A 24,129-nucleotide genomic window follows, 5' to 3' on the forward strand; every position below is an offset into this window, starting at 1 on the left:
AATACCAATTCACTAAAATGCTCTTTGCAAGGTGTACTTTTCTCCCGGTTGAGTCTGAATATCATACTCATAAATCTTATACAGAAGAGGATACTGTGCCCTCAGTCCGGCAGCTACCAGAGGCTCTTTAATATCTCCGCGTTTCATCAACGGATTGGGATTATCGCCCTTGGCTTCTTTCAGTCCTGCACCTTCCAGTGGCACGTACGAACGGATGCGCAGGTTGCCACCGATGCGGGAAGTTACGGTAGCCGTAGTCAGCTCACCGCCATCCCAGTCCATATCTACCTCGAAAGCTCCACGGGCCACCAGACCTTTTACGCTGCCTTTGCTCCAATCTCCGGGCAGGGCAGGCAGTAAGTGCAATGCTTCATCATGACTTTGAAGCAGCATCTCGGCTACACCGGCCGTAAAGCCGAAGTTACCATCAATCTGGAAAGGCGGATGTGCATCGAACATATTCGGGTAAGTGCGTCCGTTGGGGTTTCCATCTTCCACCAGATTCAGCATATTCTTGATTATCTTATAGGCATGGTCGCCATCGAGCAGACGTGCCCACAGGTTTATCTTCCAGCCGATAGACCAACCGGTAGCCATGTCACCGCGATACAGGAGCGAACGTTTAGCTGCCTGAAAAAGCTGCGGATGCGCATACGGGGAAATCTGATTACTCGGATAAAGACCATACAAGTGGGAGACATGACGGTGGTCGTTACGCGGGTCATCCACATCGGCCAGCCATTCCTGCAACTGATTGTGCTTGCCTATCTGCATAGGGGGCAGGCGCTTAATCATACTTTGCAGACTGTCGCAATAGGATGTATGGTCGGGATACAGCAGTTTCGTAGCCGACAGGACGGAAGTCAGTGCATCCAGCACAATCTGTGTGTCCATGGTGCATCCGGCGGTAAGCATCGTGCCTGTTCCCGGAGGGCCTTGTTCAGGCGACATGGAGGGTGCACAAACCATCCAGCCATATTTAGGATGTTCCACCAGGAAGTCGAGGAAGAAGTCGGCAGCTCCTTTCAGAGCCGGATAAGCAGTTTGCAGGAATGCCTGGTCGCCTGTATAAAGATAGTGTTGCCACAAGTGCTGGCTCAACCAGGCACCGCCCAATGGCCAGACATACGAAGCACCATCTACAGGGCCGGCCATACGCCACAAATCCGTATTATGATGTACTGTCCAGCCGCGACAATCATACAGGGTGTGGGCTGTGCCTTGTGCCGATTCGGAGAGCTCTTTTACCATCTGGAAGAGAGGCTCGTGCATTTCCGTAAGGTTGGTCACTTCTGCCGGCCAATAGTTCATCTCGGTATTGATGTTGATGGTATACTTTCCATCCCACGGGGCGAAGAGCTCATGGTTCCAGATGCCTTGCAAGCCTGCCGGTTGTCCGCCGGGCTGTGAAGAAGAGATGAGCAGGTAGCGACCGAACTGGAACATCAATGCTACCAGACCGGGGTCTTTGCCTTCATTGAAATGCTTGATGCGGTAGGATGTCTCTTCTTTGGCGGAAGCTCCCACGTTGAGTGATACACGACCGAAAAGCTTTTGATAAGCTTCCTCATGGGCGGACAGCGCCTGGGCATACGGGCGTTTCATGGCTTTCGCAAGGAACTCCGTCGCACGCCGGGTTTCATTGGCACTCACGTCTTTATAATTGACGAAGTTGGTGGCAGCCGTCACATAAATCACGGCGGCATCTGCACCTTTCACTTCGATGCAGTCATTGGTAACACTCACCTTGCCCTTTTCAGCCTTTATCTGGGTGCGGGTTTCAAAACGGATGGCTCCGGGGATGCCCTCGTGTGCAGAGCCGTGACCGGACAAGAGCAGACTCTTACCGCTTTTCTTTACCGCGTATTCCTTATACGGGGTGCTGTATCGGGTGGTGAAACTGACTGCGCCCGGTTTATCGGCTTCAATACGCACAATCAGCGCATTATCTGCCAACGAGGTAAACACGGTGCGGGTATAGTTCACTTCACCTATTTTGTATCGCACGGATGCTATCGCCTTTTCCAAGTCCAGTTCTCTACGATAATCGGAGTAATCGGCATGTCCATCAAATTCCAGCATCAGGCTACCGATGGTCTGGAATGGCATACCATGTTGTCCGGTGAAGAAGTTATCGGCAATCATCTTTTCTGCTTCTTTCTCACGCCCGGTGAAAAGCAGTTCTCTGACCTGGGGCAACACGCCGAGTGCCTTCGGACTGTCATTGCGATGCGGTCCACCACCCCAGACAGTCTCTTCATTCAACTGTATTTGTTCATTAACTACTCCGCCATAGAGCATGGCGCCCAAACGCGAATTTCCTAAAGGTAACGCTTCGGTCCATACCTTAGCCGGCTGACTGTACCACAGCTTCAAATCATCAGCTTTGGCCATTACGCAACACGCGCATATAAAGAATAGACCTATCAAACGGTTTTTCATGATTATTAAGTTTATGTTTTCCGAATGCAAAGAAAAGCGGAACCCATTAATAAAGTCAACGAAAAAGCCTTAATATCCACTTAAAATAAGATTAATAGAAAGGATTGACGAAAATAATGCTCTTTTTGAGGGAAGAAATGAGATTAACATGAGGTTATTTTCAGAGTCAGAAGCCGGTTTACGTAGTTGCTACTTTGCCAACGTCTTGCCAAAGCTTTGGCAAAGTCTTGCCAAGGCAGTGGCAAAAGTTTGCCAATGCGGTGGCAAAAGATTGCCAAAGCCTTGGCAGAAGATTGGCAAAGTATTAGCAGAAGATTTGCAAATCCTTTTTCAAAGAGATAAAGCATGCATTCTCAATATAATTAGTACATTTGCAGTGTAATCAACACTAAAAAGTACAATAAAGATGAACTTAAACAAAGTATTTGCCACTGTGCAGGAAGCCAGCCGCGAATTATTATCGCTGAGCGACCAGGAAATCAACCGGATTTTGCTGGCTGTAGCAGATGCCGCCCTGGCAAAATCGGACTTTATCCTTGCAGAGAACAAGAAGGACCTGGAAAGGATGGACCCTAAAGACCCGAAATACGACCGTTTGAAACTAACCGCAGAGCGTCTGCAAGGCATTGCTGCCGACACACGCAATGTAGCAACCCTCCCCTCTCCACTGGGACGCATATTGAAGGACAGCACACACCCGAAAGGAATGAGAATCAAAAAAGTAAGCGTTCCCTTTGGCGTCATCGGCATCATATACGAAGCACGCCCGAACGTTAGTTTCGATGTGTTCTCCCTCTGCCTGAAAAGCGGAAACGCCTGTATCCTGAAGGGTGGCAGCGATGCCGACTATTCCAATCGTGCCATCATCAGCGTGATACACGAAGTACTGGAACGTTTCAACGTCAATCCACATATCGTAGAGTTGCTGCCCGCCGACCGTGAAGCAACCGCCGAACTGCTGAATGCCCGAGGCTACGTGGATTTGCTCATCCCCCGTGGCAGCAGCAACCTCATCAACTTTGTGCGCCAGAACGCCACCATCCCGGTAATTGAAACCGGCGCAGGCATCTGCCACACCTTCTTCGACCGATATGGTGACGTAAAGAAAGGTGCCGCCATCATCAACAATGCCAAAACCCGCCGCGTCAGCGTCTGCAATGCTTTGGACTGCGTACTGATTGACGGAGACCGCCTCAGCGACCTCCCCGCCCTTTGCCGGCCGTTGCCCCAAAGCCATGTGGTAATCTATGCAGACCCTTATGCCTACAATGTCCTGAAAGGCAGCTATCCCGACGAGCTGTTGAAAGAAGCCACAGAAGAGGACTTCGGCACCGAATTCCTGGACTACAAGATGTCCGTCAAAACCGTTCAATCCATCCGCGAAGCCATCGCCCATATCCAGAAATATGGCTCCAAACATAGCGAATGTATCGTGACCGAAGATGAGTCCCGTGCCGAATGGTTCTGCCGTGATGTGGACGCCGCCTGCATATACGTCAACGTACCGACTTCCTTTACAGACGGAGCGCAGTTCGGACTGGGCGCTGAAATTGGTATCAGCACCCAGAAGCTGCATGCCCGTGGCCCCATGGCATTGGAAGAGCTCACCACCTACAAGTGGATTATCGAAGGAGAAGGACAGGTGAGGGAGTGATAAGTGGTAGAGTGATAAGTGATTAGTAAAAGTATCTCCATTCATAAATCATAAATCATAAATTATAAATCATAAATATAATCATGAAGAAGTTTACTTGTGTGCAGGACATCGGCAATCTGAAGGCTGCACTGGATGAAGCATTTGAGATCAAGAAAGACCGTTTTAAATATGTAGAGTTGGGACGTAACAAGACGTTGATGATGATTTTCTTCAACTCCAGCTTGCGTACCCGCCTCAGCACCCAGAAAGCTGCTACGAATCTGGGTATGAACGTCATCGTACTCGATATCAACCAGGGTGCATGGAAACTGGAAACAGAACGCGGCGTCATCATGGACGGCGACAAACCCGAACACCTGCTGGAAGCCATTCCCGTGATGGGTTGCTACTGCGACATCATCGGTGTACGCTCCTTCGCCCGCTTCGAGAGTAAGGAAGATGATTACAACGAAATCATCATAAACCAATTCATCCAACATTCCGGACGTCCGGTGTTCTCAATGGAAGCTGCCACACGCCACCCGTTGCAGAGTTTTGCCGACCTCATCACCATTGAGGAATACAAAAAGACGGCACGCCCCAAAGTCGTAATGACCTGGGCCCCCCATCCGCGTCCGTTGCCTCAAGCCGTGCCTAACTCATTCGCAGAGTGGATGAACGCTACAGATTATGATTTCGTCATCACCCATCCCGAAGGCTACGAACTTGCCCCGCAATTCGTGGGAAATGCACGCGTTGAATACGACCAGATAAAAGCCTTTGAAGGTGCCGATTTTATCTACGCCAAGAACTGGGCAGCTTATGCTGGCGATAATTACGGACAGATTCTGAGTAAAGACCGCGAATGGACTGTCAGCGCCCGCCAGATGGCTGTGACCAACAATGCCCGTTTCATGCACTGCCTGCCCGTACGCCGCAACATGATTGTAACGGACGACGTTATCGAAAGCCCCCAGTCTATCGTAATTCCCGAAGCCGCTAACCGCGAAATATCGGCTACGGTAGTATTGAAGAGACTGCTCCAATCACTCTAAGAAAGAGAAAGTCTTTGTGTATTCCGGACGAATCAATATGCGCCCGGAATATGCAAAATGACTTCTGACATACCTTCCCTTTACTCCAAAAGCGAAGATAAGCAACATCTCAACGTTAAAAATAAGCGAGCTTATTTTGTACTGCTCTCGGTTTGCATTATCTTTGCCCCAAACAACGCTAAGGATTATGACTATAAAAGAGTTTTTTTCTTTCCGACAGAATAAATACTTCTGGGCAAACCTGATTGCAATGATTATTGTGGTTGCCCTTGCACTGTTCGGAGTATTGAAGGGACTGGATATATATACCCGTCACGGCGAAGCTGTAGTGGTGCCCAATGTGAAAGGCATGGGAGTTGCAGAAGCTGAAAAGCTATTCCGCAACCAGGGCCTGAGCTGCATTGTTTCCGACTCCAGCTATGTAAAAAACTTACCTGCCGGATGCATCCTCGACTACAATCCTTCTGCCGGACAGAAGGTGAAAGAAGGACGCACCATCTATCTGACAATAAACACGCTTAGTACCCCCCTGCAAGTCGTTCCCAACGTAGCGGACAACAGTTCTATGCGTCAGGCACAGGCACGTCTGTTAGCATCCGGTTTCAAACTGGCCGAAAACCAGTACATACCCGGTGAGAAAGATTGGGTATACGGTGTGAAATATAAAGGACATACACTGACTAACGGAGAGAAAGTGCCCGTAGGTGCTACGCTGACCCTAATTGTGGGAGATGGCGGAGAATTGCCCCAAGAAGGAGATTCTACAGGAACAGATGCCGGTACACCCGTTTCTTCCGGAGACTCTGCTGCGGATGAATCCTGGTTCTAATCGAATAGATATACACGGGGAATTTTCATTATAATAACACATAGAAAAAACAAGGGATGATAGAAGAATTGCCGGACGACATAACGATTGATGACGACCTGGACGATGTGGAACCCGTCGGCGATGAGGCGCAACTCTATGAACACTTCCGTGTGGTAGTGGACAAGGGACAGGAGATGATGCGCGTAGACAAATACCTGTTCGACCGCCTGACGAACGCTTCGCGCAACCGCATTCAGAAAGCGGCGCAAGATGGCTTCGTGATGGCCAACAACAAACCCGTCAAAAGCAGCTACAAGGTGAAGCCAATGGACGTCATCACCATCATGATGGACCGCCCACGTTATGAAAACGAAGTCATTCCCGAAGATATTCCACTTAATATCGTTTATGAGGATAAATACCTCATGATAGTGAACAAGCCTGCCGGACTGGTTGTCCATCCGGGACATGGAAACTATCACGGTACTTTAGTGAATGCCATTGCCTGGCACATGAAAGATAATCCCGATTACGATGCCAACGACCCTCACGTGGGACTAGTACACCGTATCGATAAAGACACATCCGGTCTGCTCGTCATAGCAAAAACACCGGATGCCAAAACCAACCTCGGCATACAGTTCTTCAACAAAACCACCAAACGCCGCTACCGTGCGCTGGTGTGGGGAGTGATGGAACAGGATGAAGGAACCGTCACAGGCAACATCGGCCGGAATCCCAGAGACCGTATGCAAATGACCGTCCTGCCCGACGACCAGGGAAAACATGCCGTAACCCATTACCGGGTACTGGAACGCTTGGGTTATGTCACCCTTGTAGAGTGCATCCTCGAAACAGGACGTACCCATCAGATACGTGTGCACATGAAACACATCGGGCACGTGCTCTTTAATGATGAGCGCTACGGTGGTCATGAGATTCTGAAAGGTACTCATTTTAGTAAATACAAACAATTTGTAAACAATTGCTTCGATACTTGTCCGCGGCAGGCGCTGCACGCCATGACGCTGGGGTTTGTGCATCCCGCCACCGGCGAAGAGATGTATTTTACCTCGGAAATGCCCGACGACATGACCCAGCTGATAGACAAATGGAGAGGCTACATCAGTAACAGAGATTTAGAATGAAACGCACGATTGCTATCGTTTGCGGAGGTGACACCTCCGAATTCCAGGTTTCCCTGCGCAGTGCACAGGGCATCTATTCCTTTATCGATAAGGAAAAGTATACATTATATATTGTGGAAATGCAAGGGCTGGACTGGCATGCGCAACTCCCCGACGGCGGCAAAGCCCCCATCGACCGGAATGACTTCAGTTTCCAACTGAATGGCAAGAAGGTCACCTTCGACTTTGCCTACATCACCATCCATGGCACCCCGGGCGAAGACGGACGTTTGCAAGGTTACTTCGACCTGCTCCACATCCCCTACTCCTGTTGCGGAGTGCTGGCAGCCGCACTTACTTACGATAAGTTTGCCTGCAACCAATACCTGAAAGTATTTGGTGTCCGCATTTCAGAGTCTTTAGTGCTCCGGCAGGGACAGTCCATTTCCGACGAAGACGTGATAGAGAAGATTGGCTTGCCTTGCTTCATCAAGCCCAGTCTAGGTGGTTCAAGTTTCGGTGTAACAAAGGTTAAGACGAAAGAACAAATACAACCTGCCATTGTTAAGGCATTCAACGAAGCGAAAGAAGTCCTGGTGGAAGCCTTCATGGAAGGAACGGAAATCACCTGCGGTTGCTACAAGACCAAAGAGAAGTCGGTAGTGTTCCCCATCACAGAAGTGGTGACGGATAATGAGTTCTTCGACTACGACGCCAAGTACAACGGACAGGTTTCCGAAATCACTCCCGCCCGCATCTCCGACGACCTGACTCGCCGAGTACAGGCATTGACTTCCGCCATCTATGATATTCTGGGTGCCTCCGGCATCATCCGTGTGGATTATATCATTACAGCCGGAGACAAAGTCAACCTGCTGGAAGTAAACACCACGCCCGGAATGACGACTACCAGTTTCATACCCCAGCAAGTGCGTGCTGCGGGACTGGATATCAAAGATGTAATGACAGATATTATCGAGAACCAATTTTAGTGATGAAAGGTTAGTGATTAGTGATTAGCATCCAGGCAATTCACTATTCACAACCAACTAATCGCTAATCACTAAACGTTAATCATTATGAACATGGAATTTGATGAAATCCGCCCTTATCATGACGAGGAACTTCCTCAGATTTTTGAGGAACTGATTGCCGATCCGGCTTTCCGGCAGGTGGCGACTGCTGTTTTTCCGGAAGTTCCTTTTGAGGCACTTGCGCAAAAAATGCGTTCATGCAAGACGAAGTTGGAGTTTCAGAAAGCATTCTGTTACGTAATTCTGAGAAAGTTTGCCAAGGACACCACTCTGGGGGTGACTCTGGACCGCACGGCGCTATCGGATAAGGAGTCCGCTTATACCTATATATCCAACCACCGCGACATTATCCTCGACTCAGGTTTCCTGTCCGTAGAATTGATAGACCAGGACATAGACACAGTAGAGATTGCCATCGGAGACAACTTATTAATCTATCCCTGGATTAAGAAATTCGTGCGCGTCAACAAATCATTCATCGTGCAACGTGCCCTGACCATGCGGCAGATGCTGGAATCTTCGGCACGCATGTCGCGCTATATGCACCACACCATCAAGGACAAGAATCAATCCATCTGGATAGCCCAACGCGAAGGACGTGCGAAAGACTCGAACGACCGTACACAGGAAAGCGTTCTCAAAATGCTTGCCATGGGTGGAGAAGGCGACATCATAGACCGGCTAACGGAAATGAACATCGCTCCGCTGGCCATCTCGTATGAATATGACCCTTGCGACTACTTGAAAGCACAAGAGTTCCAGTTGAAACGTGACATACCGGACTACAAGAAAACGCAGGCAGACGACCTGAAGAATATGCAGACCGGATTGTTCGGATTCAAAGGGTATGTACACTTCCAGGTGTCGCCCTGCATCAATGAAGAACTGGCAAAGCTAGACCATTCTCTACCCAAGCCCGAACTCTTCTCACAGATTTCCGCCCTCATAGACCGGAAAATCCATGCGAACTATCGCATATATCCCGGTAATTATATAGCTCACGATTGCTTGTCGGGTACCAAATCTTTCTCCACCCATTACACCGCCGAAGAAAAACAACGTTTCCTGAAATACATCGACCAGCAACTCGACCGCATAGAACTGGCAAACAAAGACGTACCGTTCCTACGCGAAAAGATACTGTTGATGTATGCCAATCCTCTGACGAATTATCTGGTTGCAAAAACTGAGACTCCGAAATAAAGTAAGATATGAAAGGTAAGCTACAATTCTCCGCTTCTTTACGCTGGCTCTTGCCCATACTGCTATGTGTATTGGTTTCCTGTGGCGATGATGACGAGTATCATTACCCACCCGTGAAACTGGAATTTCTGACTGCACAGGCAGATGCCAATGGCAGTTTAAAATCCGTTTTGACGGATGAAGGAAAAACCTACGCAGTAGTGGAAGACGCATCGAATACGCGTATAGATGCGAATGCGTCAGTCCGCATAGTCAGTAATTATGGCACGGCAGTGACTACTGATGGCACATCCGGAGTGAAATTGTATGCCTCGTTAAATGCTGTATCTCCTGTGCCGAGACCTGCATCGGAGTTCAAAGATGGAGTGAAACGCGATCCGGCCGATGTGACCAGCATCTGGATGGGACTTGATTATCTGAATATGATACTGGACATCAAAGCACAAAACGGAAAACATTTATTCCACTTTGTGGAAGAGGACGTCAGTACGGACGAAGAGACCGGACACCGGTTTGTGTACCTCTCATTGTATCATAGTGACGGAGATGTACAAGCTTATAATAAACGTGCCTATCTTTCCATTCCCCTGCGGCAATATGCTACAGAAGGGGTAGAAAAAGTAACAGTACGTTTTTCACTGCAAACCTACTCCGGTGAAGAAAAGAGTTATGAATTTGAATATAATCCCCAATAAAACAATCCAGATGAAAATAAATTCCGTTATCACAGGCATTTGCCTGTTCTTCACTTCCCTTTTTTCCTGTCAGCAAAAAGGAGATTTCAAGTCCGTTTCAGCCGAAGAGTTCTCTTCGATTATTGCTAATCCGGATGTTCAGCGCCTAGATGTACGTACCGTTGCTGAATATTCTGAGGACCACATACCGGGCAGCATCAATATTAATGTGCTGGATAAAGAGTTTCCGGCAATGGCCGACTCCACACTGCAAAAAGAAAAGCCTGTAGCTCTTTACTGCCGAAGTGGCAAGCGCAGCAAAAAGGCAGCCGCTATACTCAGCGCAAAAGGATATGTAGTCTACGACCTTGATGAAGGTTTCGAAGGCTGGAAGAAAGCCGGCAAGGAAACAGAGAAATAAGATAGTTTTGCACTACGTTCATATAAAAAAGAGAAAAGCCGCAAAGCACTGTTATCAGTCCTTTGCGGCTTTCTTATCTCTTTAAACAAAGAGTGAATTATCCTTTCACTCCGTTGTATTCGTCAGAAACAGTCAGTTTCTTGCGGCCTTTTGCACGACGTGAAGCCAATACTCTGCGACCGTTAGCGGAAGCCATTCTTTCACGGAAACCGTGTTTGTTTTTTCTCTTTCTGTTAGAGGGTTGAAATGTTCTTTTCATTACTGTATATTGTTTTATGTTATTATTTCACGTAATCGGGCTGCAAAAATAGGGACTTTTTTCAAAATAACCAAGAGTTAAGTCTTTTTCTCTCAAAACTTTTTGCGTTTTTTACTGATTTCCATTACTTTTGTACCCGCAAAGCTCACTGGAGACAAATTATATAACATCTAAAATAAAAAATATTAGTATGATTAATGCCCAAGACATTAAAAATGGAACTTGCATCCGCATGGATGGCAAGCTGTATTTCTGTATCGAATTCCTGCATGTAAAACCGGGAAAAGGTAACACTTTTATGCGTGTCAAACTGAAAGACGTAGTAAACGGCTATGTACTCGAACGTCGCTTCAATATCGGCGAAAAGCTGGAAGATGTACGTGTAGAGCGTCGTCCTTATCAGTACTTATATAAAGAAGGTGAAGACTATATCTTCATGAATCAGGAAACTTTTGACCAACATCCTATTGCTCACGACCTCATCAACGGTGTTGACTTCCTGATGGAAGGTTCAGTTTTGGAAGTTGTATCGGACGCTTCTACCGAAACTGTTCTTTACGCTGACATGCCTATCAAGGTTCAGCAGAAGATTACTTATACTGAACCGGGTGTAAAAGGTGATACAGCTACCAACACTCTGAAACCTGCAACTGTTGAGTCAGGTGCTACGGTACGGGTTCCTTTATTCATCAGCGAAGGCGAAACTATCGAAATCGATACCCGTGATGGTTCTTACGTAAGCCGCGTGAAAGTATAAGACGGATCATTTCATACATATATAAGCTGTCTGCCAGGAGAATCAAACACTTCCGGCGGGCAGTTTTTTTTATATAGTCAGTAAAAGAATATACAATCGGAGTAATTATCGAAAAATAATGGTTTATCTTTGTAAGCAACAAGCAACCCAATTGCAACCATGAGTAAACAGATAAAGACAGACAACGAATATAACAGTCACCAAGTTGGTGACGAATTAAAAGATTAATGCATTTATGAAATACTCCGTCATCATCCCCGTATACAACCGTCCCGACGAGTTAGACGAACTGTTATGCAGCCTGGCCGGGCAAAGCTTCAACGATTTTGAGGTCGTGGTTGTGGAAGACGGTTCATCCGTTCCCTGCAAAGAAGTAGTGGAATACTATCAGAAAAAACTGGATATACACTATTATAACAAGCCCAATTCCGGCCCCGGACAAAGCCGGAACTATGGCGCCGAACGAAGTACCGGGGAATATCTGATTATACTAGATTCCGACTGCATACTGCCCGAAGGTTACCTTACCGCCATCGAGAAAGAACTCCAAATCTCCCCTGCCGATGCCTTCGGCGGACCGGACCGGGCACATGAATCTTTTACGGATATACAGAAAGCTATTAATTACTCCATGACTTCTTTCTTTACCACCGGTGGCATCCGCGGTGGAAAAAAGAAAATGGATAAATTCTATCCGCGAAGCTTCAATATGGGAGTCAGACAAGATGTATACACTGCACTTGGAGGCTTCTCCAAAATGCGGTTCGGAGAAGATATCGACTTTAGTATCCGGATATTCAAAGGCGGTTATCAGTGCAGGCTGTTCCCAGATGCGTGGGTATATCATAAGCGGCGCACGGACCTGAAGAAATTCTTCAAGCAAGTGCACAATTCGGGGATTGCACGTATCAACCTGTATAAGAAGTACCCGGAATCATTGAAGATTGTTCACCTCTTACCAGCAGCATTCACGCTCGGAGTGGCAATATTGTTGCTCGGTGCTCCTTTCTGTCTTTATAGCCTGACGCCCATTGCACTATATGCACTATTGGTATGTGTTGACTCCACCATCCAAAACCGGAGTTTGCTTATCGGTATTTACTCCATCGCCGCTTCTTTCATCCAACTCATCGGATACGGGACCGGTTTCTGGCGGGCATGGTGGAACCGTTGCATACGGGGAAAAGATGAATTTGAAGCATTTAAAAAGAACTTTTATAAGTGATGAACGATTAGTGTTTAGTGATTAGCATGGAAAAACTAAATATCAACCAGTGGGCGGAAGAAGACCGTCCACGGGAGAAGATGATGCTGAAAGGCTCAGAGGCTCTGAGCGACGCCGAACTTCTTGCCATCCTTATCGGTTCAGGAAACACAGAGGAAAGCGCAGTAACTCTGATGCAACGGGTGCTCTCCGAATGTGGCAATGATCTGAATCAATTAGGAAAATGGGAAGTGCGGGATTTCTCCCGCTTCAAAGGCTTTGGCCCGGCCAAAAGCATCACTATCATGGCAGCATTGGAACTGGGCAAACGCCGCAAACTACAAGAACGCCCGGAACGCGCCACGGTCCGTTGCTCTAAAGACATCTACGAACTTTTCCACCCTCTGCTCTGCGATCTTGCCTACGAAGAATTCTGGGTATTGCTACTCAACCAATCTTCCCGCATCATCGACAAAACCCGCATCAGCCGCGGCGGCATCGACCAAACCACCGCCGATGTACGCAGCATCCTGCGCGAAGCCCTGATACAGCGTGCCACACAGATAGCCCTGATACACAACCATCCTTCGGGCAGTCCCCGTCCAAGCACAGACGACCAACGCCTGACGCAACTCGTGCAAAAAGGGACACAGACTATGAACATCCGCCTCATCGACCACGTTATTGTAACAGACGGAAAGTACTACAGTTTCAATGATGAAGGAATGATCTAGCGGCTTTTTCAAAACCCGTTCTTTTGTAGTTTCAATTAATTTCTTTAGCTTTGCCTAACTAAACCATACGAATATGACCAAGTTTGAAATAGAAGAAAAAATAGTAGAGATGCTCAAGACCGTATTTGATCCGGAAATCCCGGTAAACGTATACGATCTGGGACTTATCTACAAGATAGACCTCGCCGACAATGGGGAAGTAAGTATTGACATGACTTTAACAGCTCCCAATTGTCCGGCTGCCGACTTCATCATGGAAGATGTGCGCCAGAGAGTTGAATCGGTTGACGGTGTCACTGCCGCTACCATCAATCTGGTGTTCGAGCCGGAATGGGACAAGGACATGATGAGCGAAGAAGCCAAACTGGAATTAGGCTTCTTATAATGTAAACTTTAAACACAAAGGCACAGATAAAGAAGCCTCGGAAAGAAAGCGTCCCTTCTGTACCTCTGTGTTTCTGTGTTCAAAACAAATTTAAAACTCAGAAGTATGAAGAACGTATATTTCCTTTCGGACGCACACCTCGGCTCACGCGCCATTGAGCACGGACGCACCCAGGAACGACGCCTTGTGAATTTCCTCGACAGCATCAAGCACAAAGCATCCGCCGTGTATTTGCTGGGAGATATGTTCGACTTCTGGTATGAATTCAAGACCGTTGTACCCAAAGGATATACCCGCTTTCTGGGCAAACTATCCGAGCTGACAGATATGGGAGTGGAGGTACACTTCTTCACAGGCAACCATGACATCTGGTGTGCCGACTATCTGACCACAGAGTGCGGTGTCATCATGCACCGCGAACCACTCACTACAGAAATATACGGCAAGGAATTCTACCTTGCACACGGTGATGGTTTAGGCGACCCGGACAAGAAGTTCAAACTGCTGCGCTCCATGTTTCACAGCGAATTCCTGCAAGTTCTATTCTCTGCCATTCACCCCCGTTGGAGTATGGAGTGGGGACTGAACTGGGCAAAGCACAGCCGCCAGAAACGTGTCGACGGCAAAGAGCCCGATTATATGGGCGAAGACAAAGAATTCCTGATACTCTACACAAAAGAGTATCTGAAAAGTCACCCAAACATCAATTTCTTCATCTACGGCCACCGCCACATCGAACTGGACCTGATGTTGAGCGCCACAGCCCGCATAACAATACTGGGAGACTGGATAAATTTCTTCTCGTATGCTGTCTTCGATGGCGAAAATTTCTTCCTAGAAAACTTTATCGAAGGAGAAACCAAAATGTAGTCTATATGAACTTCTCAAAACTGAAGTATCTTTTCAGCATATGCCTGTTTGCCACAAGTATTCTGCAGGCATGGGGACAATCCGCCCCTACCCTCGCCGTCCGCATCGATGACCTCGGCGCTTTTCACTCTGTCAACGAAGCCTGTATCCAAACGTATCAGTCCGGAATAGCCCGTTCCGTAGAAGTAATGCCCGTAGCCAGTTGGTATCCGGAAGCCGTCCGCCTGCTGAAAGAAAACCCGGGGTTGGATGCCGGATTACACTTAGTCATTACCAGCGAATGGGAGAATGTGAAGTGGCGTCCATTGACACACTGCCCCAGTCTGACCGATGAGAACGGATACTTTTATCCGATGATGGGGCCCAATCCTGCATATCCCGGACAGTCGGTTATGGAGAATAAATGGGACTTGAAAGAAGTGGAGCAGGAATTTCGTGCACAGATAGAGATGGCATTGAAGAATATCCCGCAGCTCAGTCATCTGACAGGGCATATGCTGTCTACCGGTTTCACTAAAGAAGTAAATGAAATGGTGCTGCGCCTGGCTAAAGAATATCATCTTCCCTCTATCGACCGTATGAACTCACCGGAAGATTACCAGTTCACCTATATTGGTTACGACGGTCCCAACCGGACAAGCGCCGAAAAGGAGGAAAGCTTTATTCGTTCACTAAACAAGTTGGAGGCAGGTAAACGCTATCTGTTTCTTGACCATCCGGCATTGGACAATGAAGAAATGCGTCCTGTCTTCCATATCGGTTATGAGAATGTGGCACTCGATCGACAAGGGGTGACAGACTTACTCACCAGCCCGCGGGTGAAGCAAGCCATTGAAGATAAAGGCATCAAGCTGATTTCTATCAATCAGCTAACGAAAGGTCTTCCCCATGCCACCACTCCCGGGAAACTGGCAAAAGCGATGCAGAAATATCTGGATGCAATGCAGAAAGCCAATCAAGAGCTGCACAGCATCATGATTGTACAGCATGGCAAGGTCATTGCCGAAGAATGGTTTGGCGGACAAGATACAGAATCCACAAACTACATATGGGTGGACTCCGCCACCATATCAAAAGCGAATGAAGAGAAACTCATGGACTTTTTATATCCGCGTTTGTTCCGTCCGTTGGGCATTGTCAATGTGAAGTGTCAGAAAAGCCCACAAAGCATCAATAGCAGCGGCTGGAGATTGTTCTTCAAGACGGAAGATTTTGCCAAGCTGGGGCAACTCTTCTTGCAAAAAGGGAAATGGAACGGTCAGCAAATGCTCCCGGAAGAATGGATTGCCAAAGCATCAGCTTGCTGTGCCGACGGAAGAAATGGGCAATATATTCTTGTTATTCCTGAAAAAGATGCTGTAATTGCAGTAACGACACGAACCGAAGACGGACAAACCAAACCGTATTTGATTCGGAAACACCTGCTTCCGGCACTGTAAACAGATACTTCGCCGATTTAATCTTCTGTAAATAGATATGGGAAAGTATGGTTCTTCGGAACTTTTCTGCGAGCAATCTTGTAATAACATCATAAACCATTAAAGCTTAATTGTTATGGATGATATGATTTACAGAAATGATGCGATTGCCGAGGAAAATATTGACCCGCATGGTCGTCCGGCGAAGGATAAATTTGAAGAGTTCAGTGAGGAAGTTTCTGAGCATACAGACCTCGGATACAAAAACCAAAAGGTGAAATCTAAAAAGGACCGAAAAGAACGCCTAGAGGAAATAGATGAAGTGATTAAAGAAGACCTAAAGTGAAAGGAGTTACAAGCTACTACGGGCCATAAGCTACAAGTGGTTGTGCAATTACACTGCATGGGACTTGTAGCTTATAGCCCGTAGCTTGTAACTACATTATTTGTATCCCGCCACCTTAGCTATACGTTTCGGGATTTCCGTATTATCATACTTGCCTGCAAATTCTTTGGAACCTGCTCCCACTGCATATACCGGAACATATCCCGCAGTATGGCTACCACTTGTCCAGCCTACCATGGCAATCTGGCTCATGACTTTTCTTGCAGAAGCAGCCAGCGGTTCAGTCTTCGAATAGAGCGTTTCTTCAAATACCACTTTATTCTTTACGAACGACTGTTCAAATTCATCACGCAACATCTTTTCCTGTTCCCAAGTCAAAGGCAGTTCTTTCCAGAAGCCCATCTTCTCAGTCAATAAAGCCTTGGCATCTTCCCAAGTCACATCATGTCCCTTCGCTTTACGCAAGTCAGTGATGGCAATAGAGAGTAAATCCTGAGACTGCTTTTGGTTCTTCAAAGCTTTCAGGTGCAATTCATATCTACCTGTACCCAAACCCAAACCACCTGTTTCATGGTCAGCAGTTACTACAATCAGGGTTTCTTTCGGATGTTTCTTATAGAATTCATAAGCTACTTTGATAGCATTATCCATATCAATCACCTCTTCGAAAGTAGTGGCAGGGTCGTTGGAGTGGCAAGACCAATCAATCTTTCCACCTTCTACCATCAGGAAGAACCCTTTGTTCTTACCTTTGGTGAGGAAGGAGATAGCACTTTCAGTGATTTCAGCAAGCGTCAGGTCACCGGCTTTGCGGTCAATAGAGTATGGCAAACAAGAGGGAGTGGCGCCATCTTCCTGAATCAGGACCATCTTATCAGCTTGGGCAGCCTTAGATTTGAAATCATTTACGCCTTTCGCGATAGTATAACCAGCCTCCTCAATGATAGGGAAAATACTCGGAGCCTCTTTCTTATTGGCAGTAGTAGTCGGTTTCAGGAAACCGCCGCCCGCATAGAAATCGAAACCTGCTTTCGGCAAGTCAAGAGCTATTTCATAGTACATGTTACGATCAGGTTGATGTGCATAGAACGCTGCAGGAGTGGCATGATCTACACTAACACTGGTGGTTACACCGACTTTCTTTCCGGCTTTTTTTGCTTTTTCGGCAACAGACTGAATTACATTCTTCTGGTCGTCCATGCCGATAGCACCATTATAAGTTTTTACTCCGGTGGCAAGAGCGGTTCCGGCAGCAGAGGAGTCTGTTACAGAGTTGGTGGCAGAGAAAGTGGTAGCAACACCTACAGCCGGAAACTGTGTAAACAATAACGGCGTCACGCCAATGCGTCCTTCTTGTTCAGCCAAGTACATCTCCGTACCATTTACCTGATTAACTCCCATTCCATCACCGATGAAATAAAATACATACTTTGCCTGTTGTGCATACGTCATGCCTGTCAACAAAACAAAGAGTAATAAATACATGAATCGTTTCATAAGTTAGTATATTTAAAGTAGTTTGAATAAACGTCGCTTTCTCTTATTCTCCTCCAAAGATAAGGAATTTAAACCACTGACGGAGCAGATAGTGTAAAAAAAATAAAGCCGGAAGGCAATCTACATTGCTTCCGGCATTATTGTTACATCATCATTGCGATGTTATCTACTTTTCAAGGATTATTTCTTGTTCAGAATGTCCATGGTATCCGAGGCAATCATCAACTCTTCGTCAGTCGGAATAACCACAACCTTCACCTTGGAGTCTTCGGCAGAAATCACAGCTTCTTCACCACGAACCTTATTCTTTTCCAAGTCCAGTTTCACACCCATGAATTCCAAACCTTCGCAAGCACCTGAACGACAGGAAGCCTGGTTCTCGCCTACACCACCGGTAAATACAATGATATCTACGCCACCCAAAGCAGCAGCATAAGCGCCGATATACTTCTTGATGCGATAGAAATACATTTTCTCAGTAAGGATAGCCATATCATTGGTACCCGCAGCTACAGCAGACTCCAACTCACGCATATCACTGGATACACCGAAGATACCCATTACACCGCTCTTCTTGTTCAGCAGGTCGGATACACCGGCAGCAGTTAGGTTCTCTTTTTCCATGATGAAAGTCACGGCACCAGCATCGATGTCACCACTACGGGTACCCATCATCAGACCTTCCAACGGAGTCAACCCCATGCTGGTATCCATGCTCTTGCCATCTTTGACAGCAGTGATAGAACCGCCGTTACCAATATGGCAGGTAATGATTTTCTTTCCTTCCGGATTCACACCCAAATACTCACATACACGTTGTGAAACGTAACGGTGAGAGGTTCCGTGGAAACCATAACGGCGTACACCGTATTTCTTATAAAGTTCATAAGGGATAGCATATAAATAGGCATAGTCCGGCATAGTCTGATGGAATGCTGTATCGAACACACCAATCTGCGGTACATTCGGCAGGATGGCAGAGATAGCATTCACACCTTTCAGGTTAGCAGGATTGTGAAGCGGAGCCAAGTCATTGCAAGCCGTGAAAGCATCCAGAACTTCTTGTGTCAGTAACACAGATTCACTGAACTTCTCGCCGCCATGCACCATACGGTGACCCACTGCGTTTATTTCATTCAAAGATTTGATGGCACCATATTCAGGACTGGTCAATGCATCCAAAATAAACTCCACGCCTACTGTATGTTCAGGAATATCTTTTTCCAGAACTTTCTTTTCACCGTTAGGCAAAGTTAGTTTCAGGAAAGAACCTTGCAGACCGATTTTTTCAATACCACCTTGTGCGATAACTTCCTTATGGTCCATATCAAACAACTTATACTTAATGGACGAGCTACCGCAATTCAGAACTAAGACTTTCATTTTTATATATCAGATTTAATGGTTATTTTTTTGCTCCAATAGCTTGGTTAGCAGTTATGGCAATCATGCGATAAATGTCTTCGATGGAGCAACCGCGTGACAAGTCGTTCACCGGACGGGCAATACCCTGCAAAATCGGACCTACCGCATCAGCATGACCTAAACGTTGTACCAGTTTATAAGAGATATTACCTACTTCAAGACTCGGCACAATCAGCACATTCGCATTACCTGCAATAGCAGAACCCGGTGCTTTGCTGGCTCCTACTTCCGGAACCAATGCGGCGTCAGCCTGCAATTCACCATCGATAGCCAAATCCGGATCCATTTCCTTAGCAATTCTCAAAGCCTCAACAACTTTATCCACAACTTCATGTTTAGCAGAGCCTTTGGTTGAGAAGCTGAGCATTGCCACTTTGGGATCCATACCCACCACAGCTTTAGCTGTACGAGCCGTGCAAACAGCAATCTGCGCCAACTGTTCTGCATCAGGAACCGGAGTAACAGCAACGTCGCCCATTACCAAAATACCGTTCTTTCCATATTCGGGAGCATGTGTCAACAGCAACATTGCGCCGGATACACAAGTGATGCCCGGAGTCGTCTTAATAATTTGCAAAGCCGGACGAAGTACATCGCCTGTTGTGTTGCGTGCACCAGCCAACTGACCGTCAGCATCGCCATTCTTTATAATCAGACAACCCAGATAAAGCGGATTAACCACCAGCTTACGGGCTTCCTCAATAGTCATTCCCTTCTTCTTGCGGAGTTCACACAGCAATTGTGCATACTCTTCTTTCTTCGGATGATCTTCCGGGTTGATGATTGTAGCCTTGCTGATGTTTCCAAGTCCCCACTCTGTTGCACAAGCATTGATTTCATCCGGATTACCCAGAAGAATCAAGTCAGCAACTCCGTCTGTCAAAATTTGATTGGCAGCTTTCAAAGTACGTTCTTCCGTACCTTCAGGAAGAACAATACGTTGGCGGTCGGCTTTCGCGCGCTCAACGATTTCATTAATTAATCTCTGCATATATATAAATTGTGTATAAATATCCGGTAGACGTGTTATTCACGCCGCAAAAGTACACAATTTTGCAATATCAACATTGCAATTCGGGGTATTTTTATATCCTAAAGCACAATTATTATAATATTTAACACTAACGAATGATTTTCGGACATATATCACAGCGAACAGTGATAACCAAACTACAAAATACCTAACTTTGCAGCGTTTTCAGTAAACAATTCAGCTTTCGATAAGTTATTAGAGAGGCTTTCTATGAAATGACAGCTCCTTTTCGGTCAGAAGGAAGTTGAATTTAATAATAATAAAAATAGGTAATAGTATTATGATCCGTCAATGCGCCATCCTTTTCGGATGCCTGGCCTTGGGTGAATTGGTTGTTTTCCTTACGGATATCAAACTTCCGTCCAGCATCGTAGGAATGCTGTTGCTCACCCTTTTCCTAAAATTAGGTTGGATTAAGCTGCAATGGGTGCAGGGATTATCCGACTTTCTGGTTGCTAATCTGGGATTTTTCTTTATCCCGCCCGGCGTAGCTCTCATGCTCTATTTCGACGTTATCGCCGCCCAGTTCTGGCCGATAGTCATTGCTTCTTTAGTCAGCACCCTGTTGGTATTGGTAGTGACAGGATGGGTTCATCAACTAGCACGTAAAATCAAATGAGTTACTTAGACAATGAGTTTTTCCTGTTAGCCGTCACCTTCGGCGTGTTTTTCTTTTCTAAAGTGTTGCAGAAGAAAACGGGCATCCTGTTGCTCAACCCCATTCTGCTGACCATTGCCATTCTGATTATCTTCCTGAAAATGGCGCATATCAGTTATGAAACCTATAATAAAGGCGGACATCTCATAGAGTTCTGGCTAAAACCGGCAGTGGTGGCCCTTGGAGTGCCTCTCTATCTACAGTTGGAGGCTATCAAGAAACAACTGGTTCCTATCCTGCTTTCCCAACTGGCAGGTTGCATCATCGGAGTAATTTCAGTAGTGGTGATTGCCAAGTTGATGGGAGCACCGCAAGAAATCATTTACTCACTCGCTCCTAAATCCGTCACCACTCCCATCGCTATGGAGGTAGCCAAGACATTAGGCGGCATTCCATCACTGACTGCTGCAGTAGTGGTCTGCGTAGGTTTACTGGGTAGCATTGTTGGCGTAAAAACATTGAAACTGACCCGCGTAGGCAGTCCTATTGCCCAGGGATTATCTCTGGGAGCCGCAGCCCATGCCGTAGGAACTTCCACTGCAATGGACATCAGCAGCAAATACGGAGCGTACGCCAGTCTCGGTCTGACTCTGAACGGTATCTTTACCGCCCTGCTCACGCCAACTATTTTGCGATTATTAGGTTTGCTATAACAATTTCTCCTTATCTTTGTTATTCTAAGTAATCAACTTAACGAAAACGACTATATGATCTCATTTAAAGACATCGAACTTAAAGACAAAGAAGTTATCACATCCTATACACAGAACAGCCCCCGGCGTAACTGTGACCTTTCATTCTCCAATCTCTGTAGCTGGCGCTTTCTTTACGACACCCAGTTTGCCGTGCAAGACGGTTTCCTCATTCTGAAATTCTGGGCGGGAGAGAAACTGGTATATATGATGCCTGTAGGAAACGGCGATTTAAAGAAAGTGTTGGAGAACATGATAGAAGACGCTACGCAAGAAGGCGAGCGTTTCTGTATGCTTGGCGTATGCGCAGGTATGCGTGCAGACCTGGAAGCCATTATGCCGGACAAGTTTCATTTTGAGGCAGATAGGGATTATGCTGATTACCTGTATCTGCGCACTGATCTTGCCACATTGGCAGGTAAGAAATTCCAGGCTAAACGAAACCATCTCAACAAATTCCGGCGGACTTACAATTATGAATACGTCCCCCTCACCCCCGACCGCATACAGGAGTGTCTTGACCTGGAAGCCGAATGGTGCAAAGTGAACAACTGCGACCAGCACGAAGGTACCGGCAACGAACGCCGCGCACTTATCTACGCATTGCACAACTTCGAGGCTCTCGGTCTGACAGGCGGTATCCTCCATGTAGACGGCAAGATTGTAGCTTTCACATTCGGCATGCCCATCAACCAGGACACCTTTGGCGTACATGTGGAAAAGGCCGACACCAGTATCGACGGTGCTTATGCCATGATAAACAATGAGTTTGCTAACCATATCCCCGAACAATATATTTATATCAACCGCGAAGAAGACCTGGGTATCGAAGGACTGCGCAAAGCCAAATTGTCCTATCAACCGGTCATCATCCTGGAGAAGTATGTAGCCTGCCTGAAAGAGACTCCTGTAAAACCCGTGAAATGGTAAATCAGTGATTAATAAATGAAAAGTAGTAAGTAGAGAAATGCGTGAGAAAGTAAGGAAACTGTGGAAACTTTGTTTCAGTGACAGCAAAGAGTTTGTGGATATGTATTTTCATCTCCGTTACAACAGTGAAGTCAACGTCGCTATCGAAAGCGGCGATGAAGTCATTGCTGCTTTGCAAATGCTCCCTTATCCTATGACTTTTTGCGGAAGTGAGGTGCCTACAGCCTACGTTTCAGGTGCCTGTACCCATCCCGACTATCGCAGCCGGGGCGTAATGCGCGAACTGCTATCACAAGCATTCGGACGTATGTATCGCAATGATGTCGCCTTCAGCACTCTGATTCCTGCTGAACCGTGGTTATTCGATTATTATGCCCGCATGGGCTATGTAACGGCTTTCCACTACGGCCAACGTACGTTCCACTTACCTGCCGACGGAAAAGACACCTTCCCACCTACCGGTATTGCCTGGCAATTCCAAACATTTACTGACTATAGCGAAGACGCCTACCAGTATCTGAATCGTAAAATGCAGGAACGCCCCTGCTGCCTGCAACATACAGAGGGCGATTTTCGTGTCATCCTTGCCGACCTGAACTTAAGTGAAGGATACATATTCACCCTCTCAAATGAGTTAGGTATTTCCGCTCTTGCCATTGCTTATCCGGATGAGAACCTTTCCGTCTTGCATATTGGTGAATTACTTTCTGATACTCCCGAAGCGGAGCATCTGCTACTGACTCATATTTGCCGGAGAATGCAAGCAGAAACTCTCCATATCACTCAGCCTCTCATGAAGGACCAGTCAGCTTTCAATCTGGGTATGATACGCATCATTCAAGCCAAACCCGTCCTTCAGCTCTATGCAGCCACACATCCGGAAGAAGAAATGAATATCGACCTCGTGGACGAGCAACTGTCTGCCAATAACGGTTATTACTATCTGAACAAAGGAAAGTGCATGTATAGTCACAGGCGCATTCCGGGAGCTCACGAGCGACTGACTATCGGGCAATTGACAGAGAAAATTTTCTCTGGCGAAAAAGCATATATGAGTTTGATGCTGAATTAATCTCTATTGAGAATCTTGCTACACAAATGTCTTATTTCCCGGTTCATCGTTTCACCAGTTCTCCGCATCGCCCTGTTCATAGGCAATAGCGGGTGAAGGAGAACAAGAAAAGTATCCTCTTCCCGGGTTCACCTCTTTCAATTTATAACAGGTACAGTTATGCCCTGAAGCAAGCAATGTTCCTGATGATTACATCACTTGTAACCATCAGGAATAAGCAATGATATTTCAGGTGAAAGGGATGAATCCCCGAATGCAATTATTTTAGTGATTAGAGTTCACCGTATCTTTCTATTAATAAAGCATTTAAAAAGAGACTATGAAAAAGGTGAATGGTTGTTTATTCAGAAAGCTTTCGGAACGTATTCGTAAAGCTTACCGAACGTGTTCCAAAAGCTTCCGGAATACGTTCAATAAGCTGGAAGTATACTTATATTATTGAGCAA

25 protein-coding genes are annotated in these 24,129 nt (G+C 46.6%); 20 read left to right on the forward strand and 5 right to left on the reverse strand.

Going from position 1 to position 24,129, the window contains the following annotated elements:
* Positions 1-12: 12 nt before the first annotated feature.
* Complete coding sequence (locus HMPREF9447_RS09485; protein ID WP_009129495.1) at positions 13-2,442, reverse strand: glycoside hydrolase family 95 protein; 2,430 nt, start codon at positions 2,440-2,442, stop codon at positions 13-15.
* A gap of 148 nt (positions 2,443-2,590) precedes the next feature.
* Between HMPREF9447_RS09485 and HMPREF9447_RS09490 the strand changes: the two genes are divergently transcribed.
* The 9 genes from HMPREF9447_RS09490 (at position 2,591) to HMPREF9447_RS09530 (ending at position 10,403) form a co-directional block, all read left to right on the forward strand.
* Positions 2,591-2,824: a hypothetical protein gene (locus HMPREF9447_RS09490; protein ID WP_044137959.1), complete on the forward strand. Its 234-nt coding sequence runs from the start codon at positions 2,591-2,593 to the stop codon at positions 2,822-2,824.
* 24 nt (positions 2,825-2,848) lie between these two features.
* The gene (locus HMPREF9447_RS09495) at positions 2,849-4,096 is read left to right on the forward strand and encodes a glutamate-5-semialdehyde dehydrogenase (protein WP_009129497.1); all 1,248 of its coding nucleotides are present in this window, start codon (positions 2,849-2,851) and stop codon (positions 4,094-4,096) included.
* Positions 4,097-4,179: 83 nt separating this feature from the next.
* Complete coding sequence (locus HMPREF9447_RS09500) at positions 4,180-5,133, forward strand: Rossmann-fold NAD(P)-binding domain-containing protein (RefSeq protein ID WP_009129498.1); 954 nt, start codon at positions 4,180-4,182, stop codon at positions 5,131-5,133.
* Between the two features lie 187 nt (positions 5,134-5,320).
* Positions 5,321-5,962, forward strand: a complete 642-nt coding sequence (locus HMPREF9447_RS09505; RefSeq protein WP_009129499.1) for a PASTA domain-containing protein — start codon at positions 5,321-5,323, stop codon at positions 5,960-5,962.
* A gap of 56 nt (positions 5,963-6,018) precedes the next feature.
* The gene (locus HMPREF9447_RS09510; RefSeq protein ID WP_009129500.1) at positions 6,019-7,092 is read left to right on the forward strand and encodes an RluA family pseudouridine synthase; all 1,074 of its coding nucleotides are present in this window, start codon (positions 6,019-6,021) and stop codon (positions 7,090-7,092) included.
* Positions 7,089-8,063 carry a D-alanine--D-alanine ligase gene (locus HMPREF9447_RS09515; RefSeq protein WP_009129501.1) on the forward strand — a complete coding sequence of 325 codons (975 nt, stop codon included), beginning with the start codon at positions 7,089-7,091 and terminating at the stop codon, positions 8,061-8,063. Before HMPREF9447_RS09510 ends, HMPREF9447_RS09515 begins: the two co-directional genes overlap by 4 nt.
* A gap of 87 nt (positions 8,064-8,150) precedes the next feature.
* A complete protein-coding gene (locus tag HMPREF9447_RS09520) occupies positions 8,151-9,308 on the forward strand; it encodes a hypothetical protein (RefSeq protein WP_009129502.1) in 1,158 nt (385 codons plus the stop codon).
* An 8-nt stretch (positions 9,309-9,316) separates the two neighbouring features.
* Positions 9,317-10,003: a NigD1/NigD2 family lipoprotein gene (locus tag HMPREF9447_RS09525; protein WP_009129503.1), complete on the forward strand. Its 687-nt coding sequence runs from the start codon at positions 9,317-9,319 to the stop codon at positions 10,001-10,003.
* 10 nt (positions 10,004-10,013) lie between these two features.
* A complete protein-coding gene (locus tag HMPREF9447_RS09530; RefSeq protein ID WP_009129504.1) occupies positions 10,014-10,403 on the forward strand; it encodes a rhodanese-like domain-containing protein in 390 nt (129 codons plus the stop codon).
* A gap of 97 nt (positions 10,404-10,500) precedes the next feature.
* Here the strand turns inward: HMPREF9447_RS09530 and rpmH are convergent, their stop codons facing one another.
* Complete coding sequence (rpmH, locus tag HMPREF9447_RS09535) at positions 10,501-10,662, reverse strand: 50S ribosomal protein L34 (protein ID WP_009129505.1); 162 nt, start codon at positions 10,660-10,662, stop codon at positions 10,501-10,503.
* A 190-nt stretch (positions 10,663-10,852) separates the two neighbouring features.
* Here rpmH and efp point away from each other — a divergent pair, with 190 nt between their 5' ends.
* The 7 genes from efp (at position 10,853) to HMPREF9447_RS09570 (ending at position 16,376) form a co-directional block, all read left to right on the forward strand.
* On the forward strand, positions 10,853-11,419 hold the full coding sequence (gene efp / locus HMPREF9447_RS09540) for an elongation factor P (protein WP_009129506.1): 567 nt from the start codon (positions 10,853-10,855) through the stop codon (positions 11,417-11,419).
* A gap of 235 nt (positions 11,420-11,654) precedes the next feature.
* Positions 11,655-12,644: a glycosyltransferase gene (locus tag HMPREF9447_RS09545; protein WP_009129507.1), complete on the forward strand. Its 990-nt coding sequence runs from the start codon at positions 11,655-11,657 to the stop codon at positions 12,642-12,644.
* A 26-nt stretch (positions 12,645-12,670) separates the two neighbouring features.
* Positions 12,671-13,357 carry a RadC family protein gene (radC, locus tag HMPREF9447_RS09550; protein ID WP_009129508.1) on the forward strand — a complete coding sequence of 229 codons (687 nt, stop codon included), beginning with the start codon at positions 12,671-12,673 and terminating at the stop codon, positions 13,355-13,357.
* Positions 13,358-13,430: 73 nt separating this feature from the next.
* Positions 13,431-13,742: a metal-sulfur cluster assembly factor gene (locus HMPREF9447_RS09555; protein ID WP_009129509.1), complete on the forward strand. Its 312-nt coding sequence runs from the start codon at positions 13,431-13,433 to the stop codon at positions 13,740-13,742.
* A 105-nt stretch (positions 13,743-13,847) separates the two neighbouring features.
* Positions 13,848-14,612, forward strand: coding sequence for a UDP-2,3-diacylglucosamine diphosphatase (locus HMPREF9447_RS09560; protein WP_009129510.1), 765 nt, complete (start codon positions 13,848-13,850; stop codon positions 14,610-14,612).
* Positions 14,613-14,617: 5 nt separating this feature from the next.
* Positions 14,618-16,051, forward strand: coding sequence for a polysaccharide deacetylase family protein (locus tag HMPREF9447_RS09565; RefSeq protein WP_009129511.1), 1,434 nt, complete (start codon positions 14,618-14,620; stop codon positions 16,049-16,051).
* A gap of 115 nt (positions 16,052-16,166) precedes the next feature.
* Positions 16,167-16,376 carry a hypothetical protein gene (locus HMPREF9447_RS09570; protein ID WP_009129513.1) on the forward strand — a complete coding sequence of 70 codons (210 nt, stop codon included), beginning with the start codon at positions 16,167-16,169 and terminating at the stop codon, positions 16,374-16,376.
* Between the two features lie 96 nt (positions 16,377-16,472).
* Here HMPREF9447_RS09570 and HMPREF9447_RS09575 read toward each other — a convergent pair whose 3' ends face one another.
* The 3 genes from HMPREF9447_RS09575 to pta all read right to left on the reverse strand — a co-directional run bounded on the left by HMPREF9447_RS09575 (position 16,473) and on the right by pta (position 20,289).
* The gene (locus tag HMPREF9447_RS09575) at positions 16,473-17,873 is read right to left on the reverse strand and encodes an alkaline phosphatase (protein WP_009129514.1); all 1,401 of its coding nucleotides are present in this window, start codon (positions 17,871-17,873) and stop codon (positions 16,473-16,475) included.
* 180 nt (positions 17,874-18,053) lie between these two features.
* The gene (locus HMPREF9447_RS09580) at positions 18,054-19,256 is read right to left on the reverse strand and encodes an acetate kinase (RefSeq protein ID WP_009129515.1); all 1,203 of its coding nucleotides are present in this window, start codon (positions 19,254-19,256) and stop codon (positions 18,054-18,056) included.
* A 22-nt stretch (positions 19,257-19,278) separates the two neighbouring features.
* A complete protein-coding gene (gene pta, locus HMPREF9447_RS09585) occupies positions 19,279-20,289 on the reverse strand; it encodes a phosphate acetyltransferase (RefSeq protein ID WP_009129516.1) in 1,011 nt (336 codons plus the stop codon).
* A 322-nt stretch (positions 20,290-20,611) separates the two neighbouring features.
* Here pta and HMPREF9447_RS09590 point away from each other — a divergent pair, with 322 nt between their 5' ends.
* Genes HMPREF9447_RS09590 through HMPREF9447_RS09605 form a run of 4 tightly spaced genes read left to right on the forward strand, consistent with a single transcriptional unit; the run spans position 20,612 to position 23,683 of the window.
* Positions 20,612-20,950 carry a CidA/LrgA family protein gene (locus HMPREF9447_RS09590; RefSeq protein ID WP_009129517.1) on the forward strand — a complete coding sequence of 113 codons (339 nt, stop codon included), beginning with the start codon at positions 20,612-20,614 and terminating at the stop codon, positions 20,948-20,950.
* Positions 20,947-21,642, forward strand: a complete 696-nt coding sequence (locus tag HMPREF9447_RS09595; RefSeq protein ID WP_009129518.1) for an LrgB family protein — start codon at positions 20,947-20,949, stop codon at positions 21,640-21,642. The genes HMPREF9447_RS09590 and HMPREF9447_RS09595 overlap by 4 nt, the downstream gene beginning before the upstream one ends.
* Positions 21,643-21,696: 54 nt before the next feature.
* Entirely contained in the window at positions 21,697-22,611 is a 915-nt protein-coding gene (locus tag HMPREF9447_RS09600; RefSeq protein WP_009129519.1) for a DUF2156 domain-containing protein, read from the forward strand.
* A 37-nt stretch (positions 22,612-22,648) separates the two neighbouring features.
* On the forward strand, positions 22,649-23,683 hold the full coding sequence (locus HMPREF9447_RS09605; protein WP_009129520.1) for a GNAT family N-acetyltransferase: 1,035 nt from the start codon (positions 22,649-22,651) through the stop codon (positions 23,681-23,683).
* Positions 23,684-24,129 lie beyond the last annotated feature (446 nt).

This window comes from Bacteroides oleiciplenus YIT 12058 (assembly GCF_000315485.1).
GTDB classification, from domain to species: domain Bacteria; phylum Bacteroidota; class Bacteroidia; order Bacteroidales; family Bacteroidaceae; genus Bacteroides; species Bacteroides oleiciplenus.

What these genes read in the sequence shown, in the direction of transcription:
- HMPREF9447_RS09485 (WP_009129495.1), bottom strand. Translation starts at nt 2,442, where the DNA reads ATGAAAAACCGTTTGATAGGTCTATTCTTTATATGCGCGTGTTGCGTA.
- HMPREF9447_RS09490 (WP_044137959.1), top strand. Translation starts at nt 2,591, where the DNA reads ATGAGGTTATTTTCAGAGTCAGAAGCCGGTTTACGTAGTTGCTACTTT.
- HMPREF9447_RS09495 (WP_009129497.1), top strand. Translation starts at nt 2,849, where the DNA reads ATGAACTTAAACAAAGTATTTGCCACTGTGCAGGAAGCCAGCCGCGAA.
- HMPREF9447_RS09500 (WP_009129498.1), top strand. Translation starts at nt 4,180, where the DNA reads ATGAAGAAGTTTACTTGTGTGCAGGACATCGGCAATCTGAAGGCTGCA.
- HMPREF9447_RS09505 (WP_009129499.1), top strand. Translation starts at nt 5,321, where the DNA reads ATGACTATAAAAGAGTTTTTTTCTTTCCGACAGAATAAATACTTCTGG.
- HMPREF9447_RS09510 (WP_009129500.1), top strand. Translation starts at nt 6,019, where the DNA reads ATGATAGAAGAATTGCCGGACGACATAACGATTGATGACGACCTGGAC.
- HMPREF9447_RS09515 (WP_009129501.1), top strand. Translation starts at nt 7,089, where the DNA reads ATGAAACGCACGATTGCTATCGTTTGCGGAGGTGACACCTCCGAATTC.
- HMPREF9447_RS09520 (WP_009129502.1), top strand. Translation starts at nt 8,151, where the DNA reads ATGAACATGGAATTTGATGAAATCCGCCCTTATCATGACGAGGAACTT.
- HMPREF9447_RS09525 (WP_009129503.1), top strand. Translation starts at nt 9,317, where the DNA reads ATGAAAGGTAAGCTACAATTCTCCGCTTCTTTACGCTGGCTCTTGCCC.
- HMPREF9447_RS09530 (WP_009129504.1), top strand. Translation starts at nt 10,014, where the DNA reads ATGAAAATAAATTCCGTTATCACAGGCATTTGCCTGTTCTTCACTTCC.
- rpmH (WP_009129505.1), bottom strand. Translation starts at nt 10,662, where the DNA reads ATGAAAAGAACATTTCAACCCTCTAACAGAAAGAGAAAAAACAAACAC.
- efp (WP_009129506.1), top strand. Translation starts at nt 10,853, where the DNA reads ATGATTAATGCCCAAGACATTAAAAATGGAACTTGCATCCGCATGGAT.
- HMPREF9447_RS09545 (WP_009129507.1), top strand. Translation starts at nt 11,655, where the DNA reads ATGAAATACTCCGTCATCATCCCCGTATACAACCGTCCCGACGAGTTA.
- radC (WP_009129508.1), top strand. Translation starts at nt 12,671, where the DNA reads ATGGAAAAACTAAATATCAACCAGTGGGCGGAAGAAGACCGTCCACGG.
- HMPREF9447_RS09555 (WP_009129509.1), top strand. Translation starts at nt 13,431, where the DNA reads ATGACCAAGTTTGAAATAGAAGAAAAAATAGTAGAGATGCTCAAGACC.
- HMPREF9447_RS09560 (WP_009129510.1), top strand. Translation starts at nt 13,848, where the DNA reads ATGAAGAACGTATATTTCCTTTCGGACGCACACCTCGGCTCACGCGCC.
- HMPREF9447_RS09565 (WP_009129511.1), top strand. Translation starts at nt 14,618, where the DNA reads ATGAACTTCTCAAAACTGAAGTATCTTTTCAGCATATGCCTGTTTGCC.
- HMPREF9447_RS09570 (WP_009129513.1), top strand. Translation starts at nt 16,167, where the DNA reads ATGGATGATATGATTTACAGAAATGATGCGATTGCCGAGGAAAATATT.
- HMPREF9447_RS09575 (WP_009129514.1), bottom strand. Translation starts at nt 17,873, where the DNA reads ATGAAACGATTCATGTATTTATTACTCTTTGTTTTGTTGACAGGCATG.
- HMPREF9447_RS09580 (WP_009129515.1), bottom strand. Translation starts at nt 19,256, where the DNA reads ATGAAAGTCTTAGTTCTGAATTGCGGTAGCTCGTCCATTAAGTATAAG.
- pta (WP_009129516.1), bottom strand. Translation starts at nt 20,289, where the DNA reads ATGCAGAGATTAATTAATGAAATCGTTGAGCGCGCGAAAGCCGACCGC.
- HMPREF9447_RS09590 (WP_009129517.1), top strand. Translation starts at nt 20,612, where the DNA reads ATGATCCGTCAATGCGCCATCCTTTTCGGATGCCTGGCCTTGGGTGAA.
- HMPREF9447_RS09595 (WP_009129518.1), top strand. Translation starts at nt 20,947, where the DNA reads ATGAGTTACTTAGACAATGAGTTTTTCCTGTTAGCCGTCACCTTCGGC.
- HMPREF9447_RS09600 (WP_009129519.1), top strand. Translation starts at nt 21,697, where the DNA reads ATGATCTCATTTAAAGACATCGAACTTAAAGACAAAGAAGTTATCACA.
- HMPREF9447_RS09605 (WP_009129520.1), top strand. Translation starts at nt 22,649, where the DNA reads ATGCGTGAGAAAGTAAGGAAACTGTGGAAACTTTGTTTCAGTGACAGC.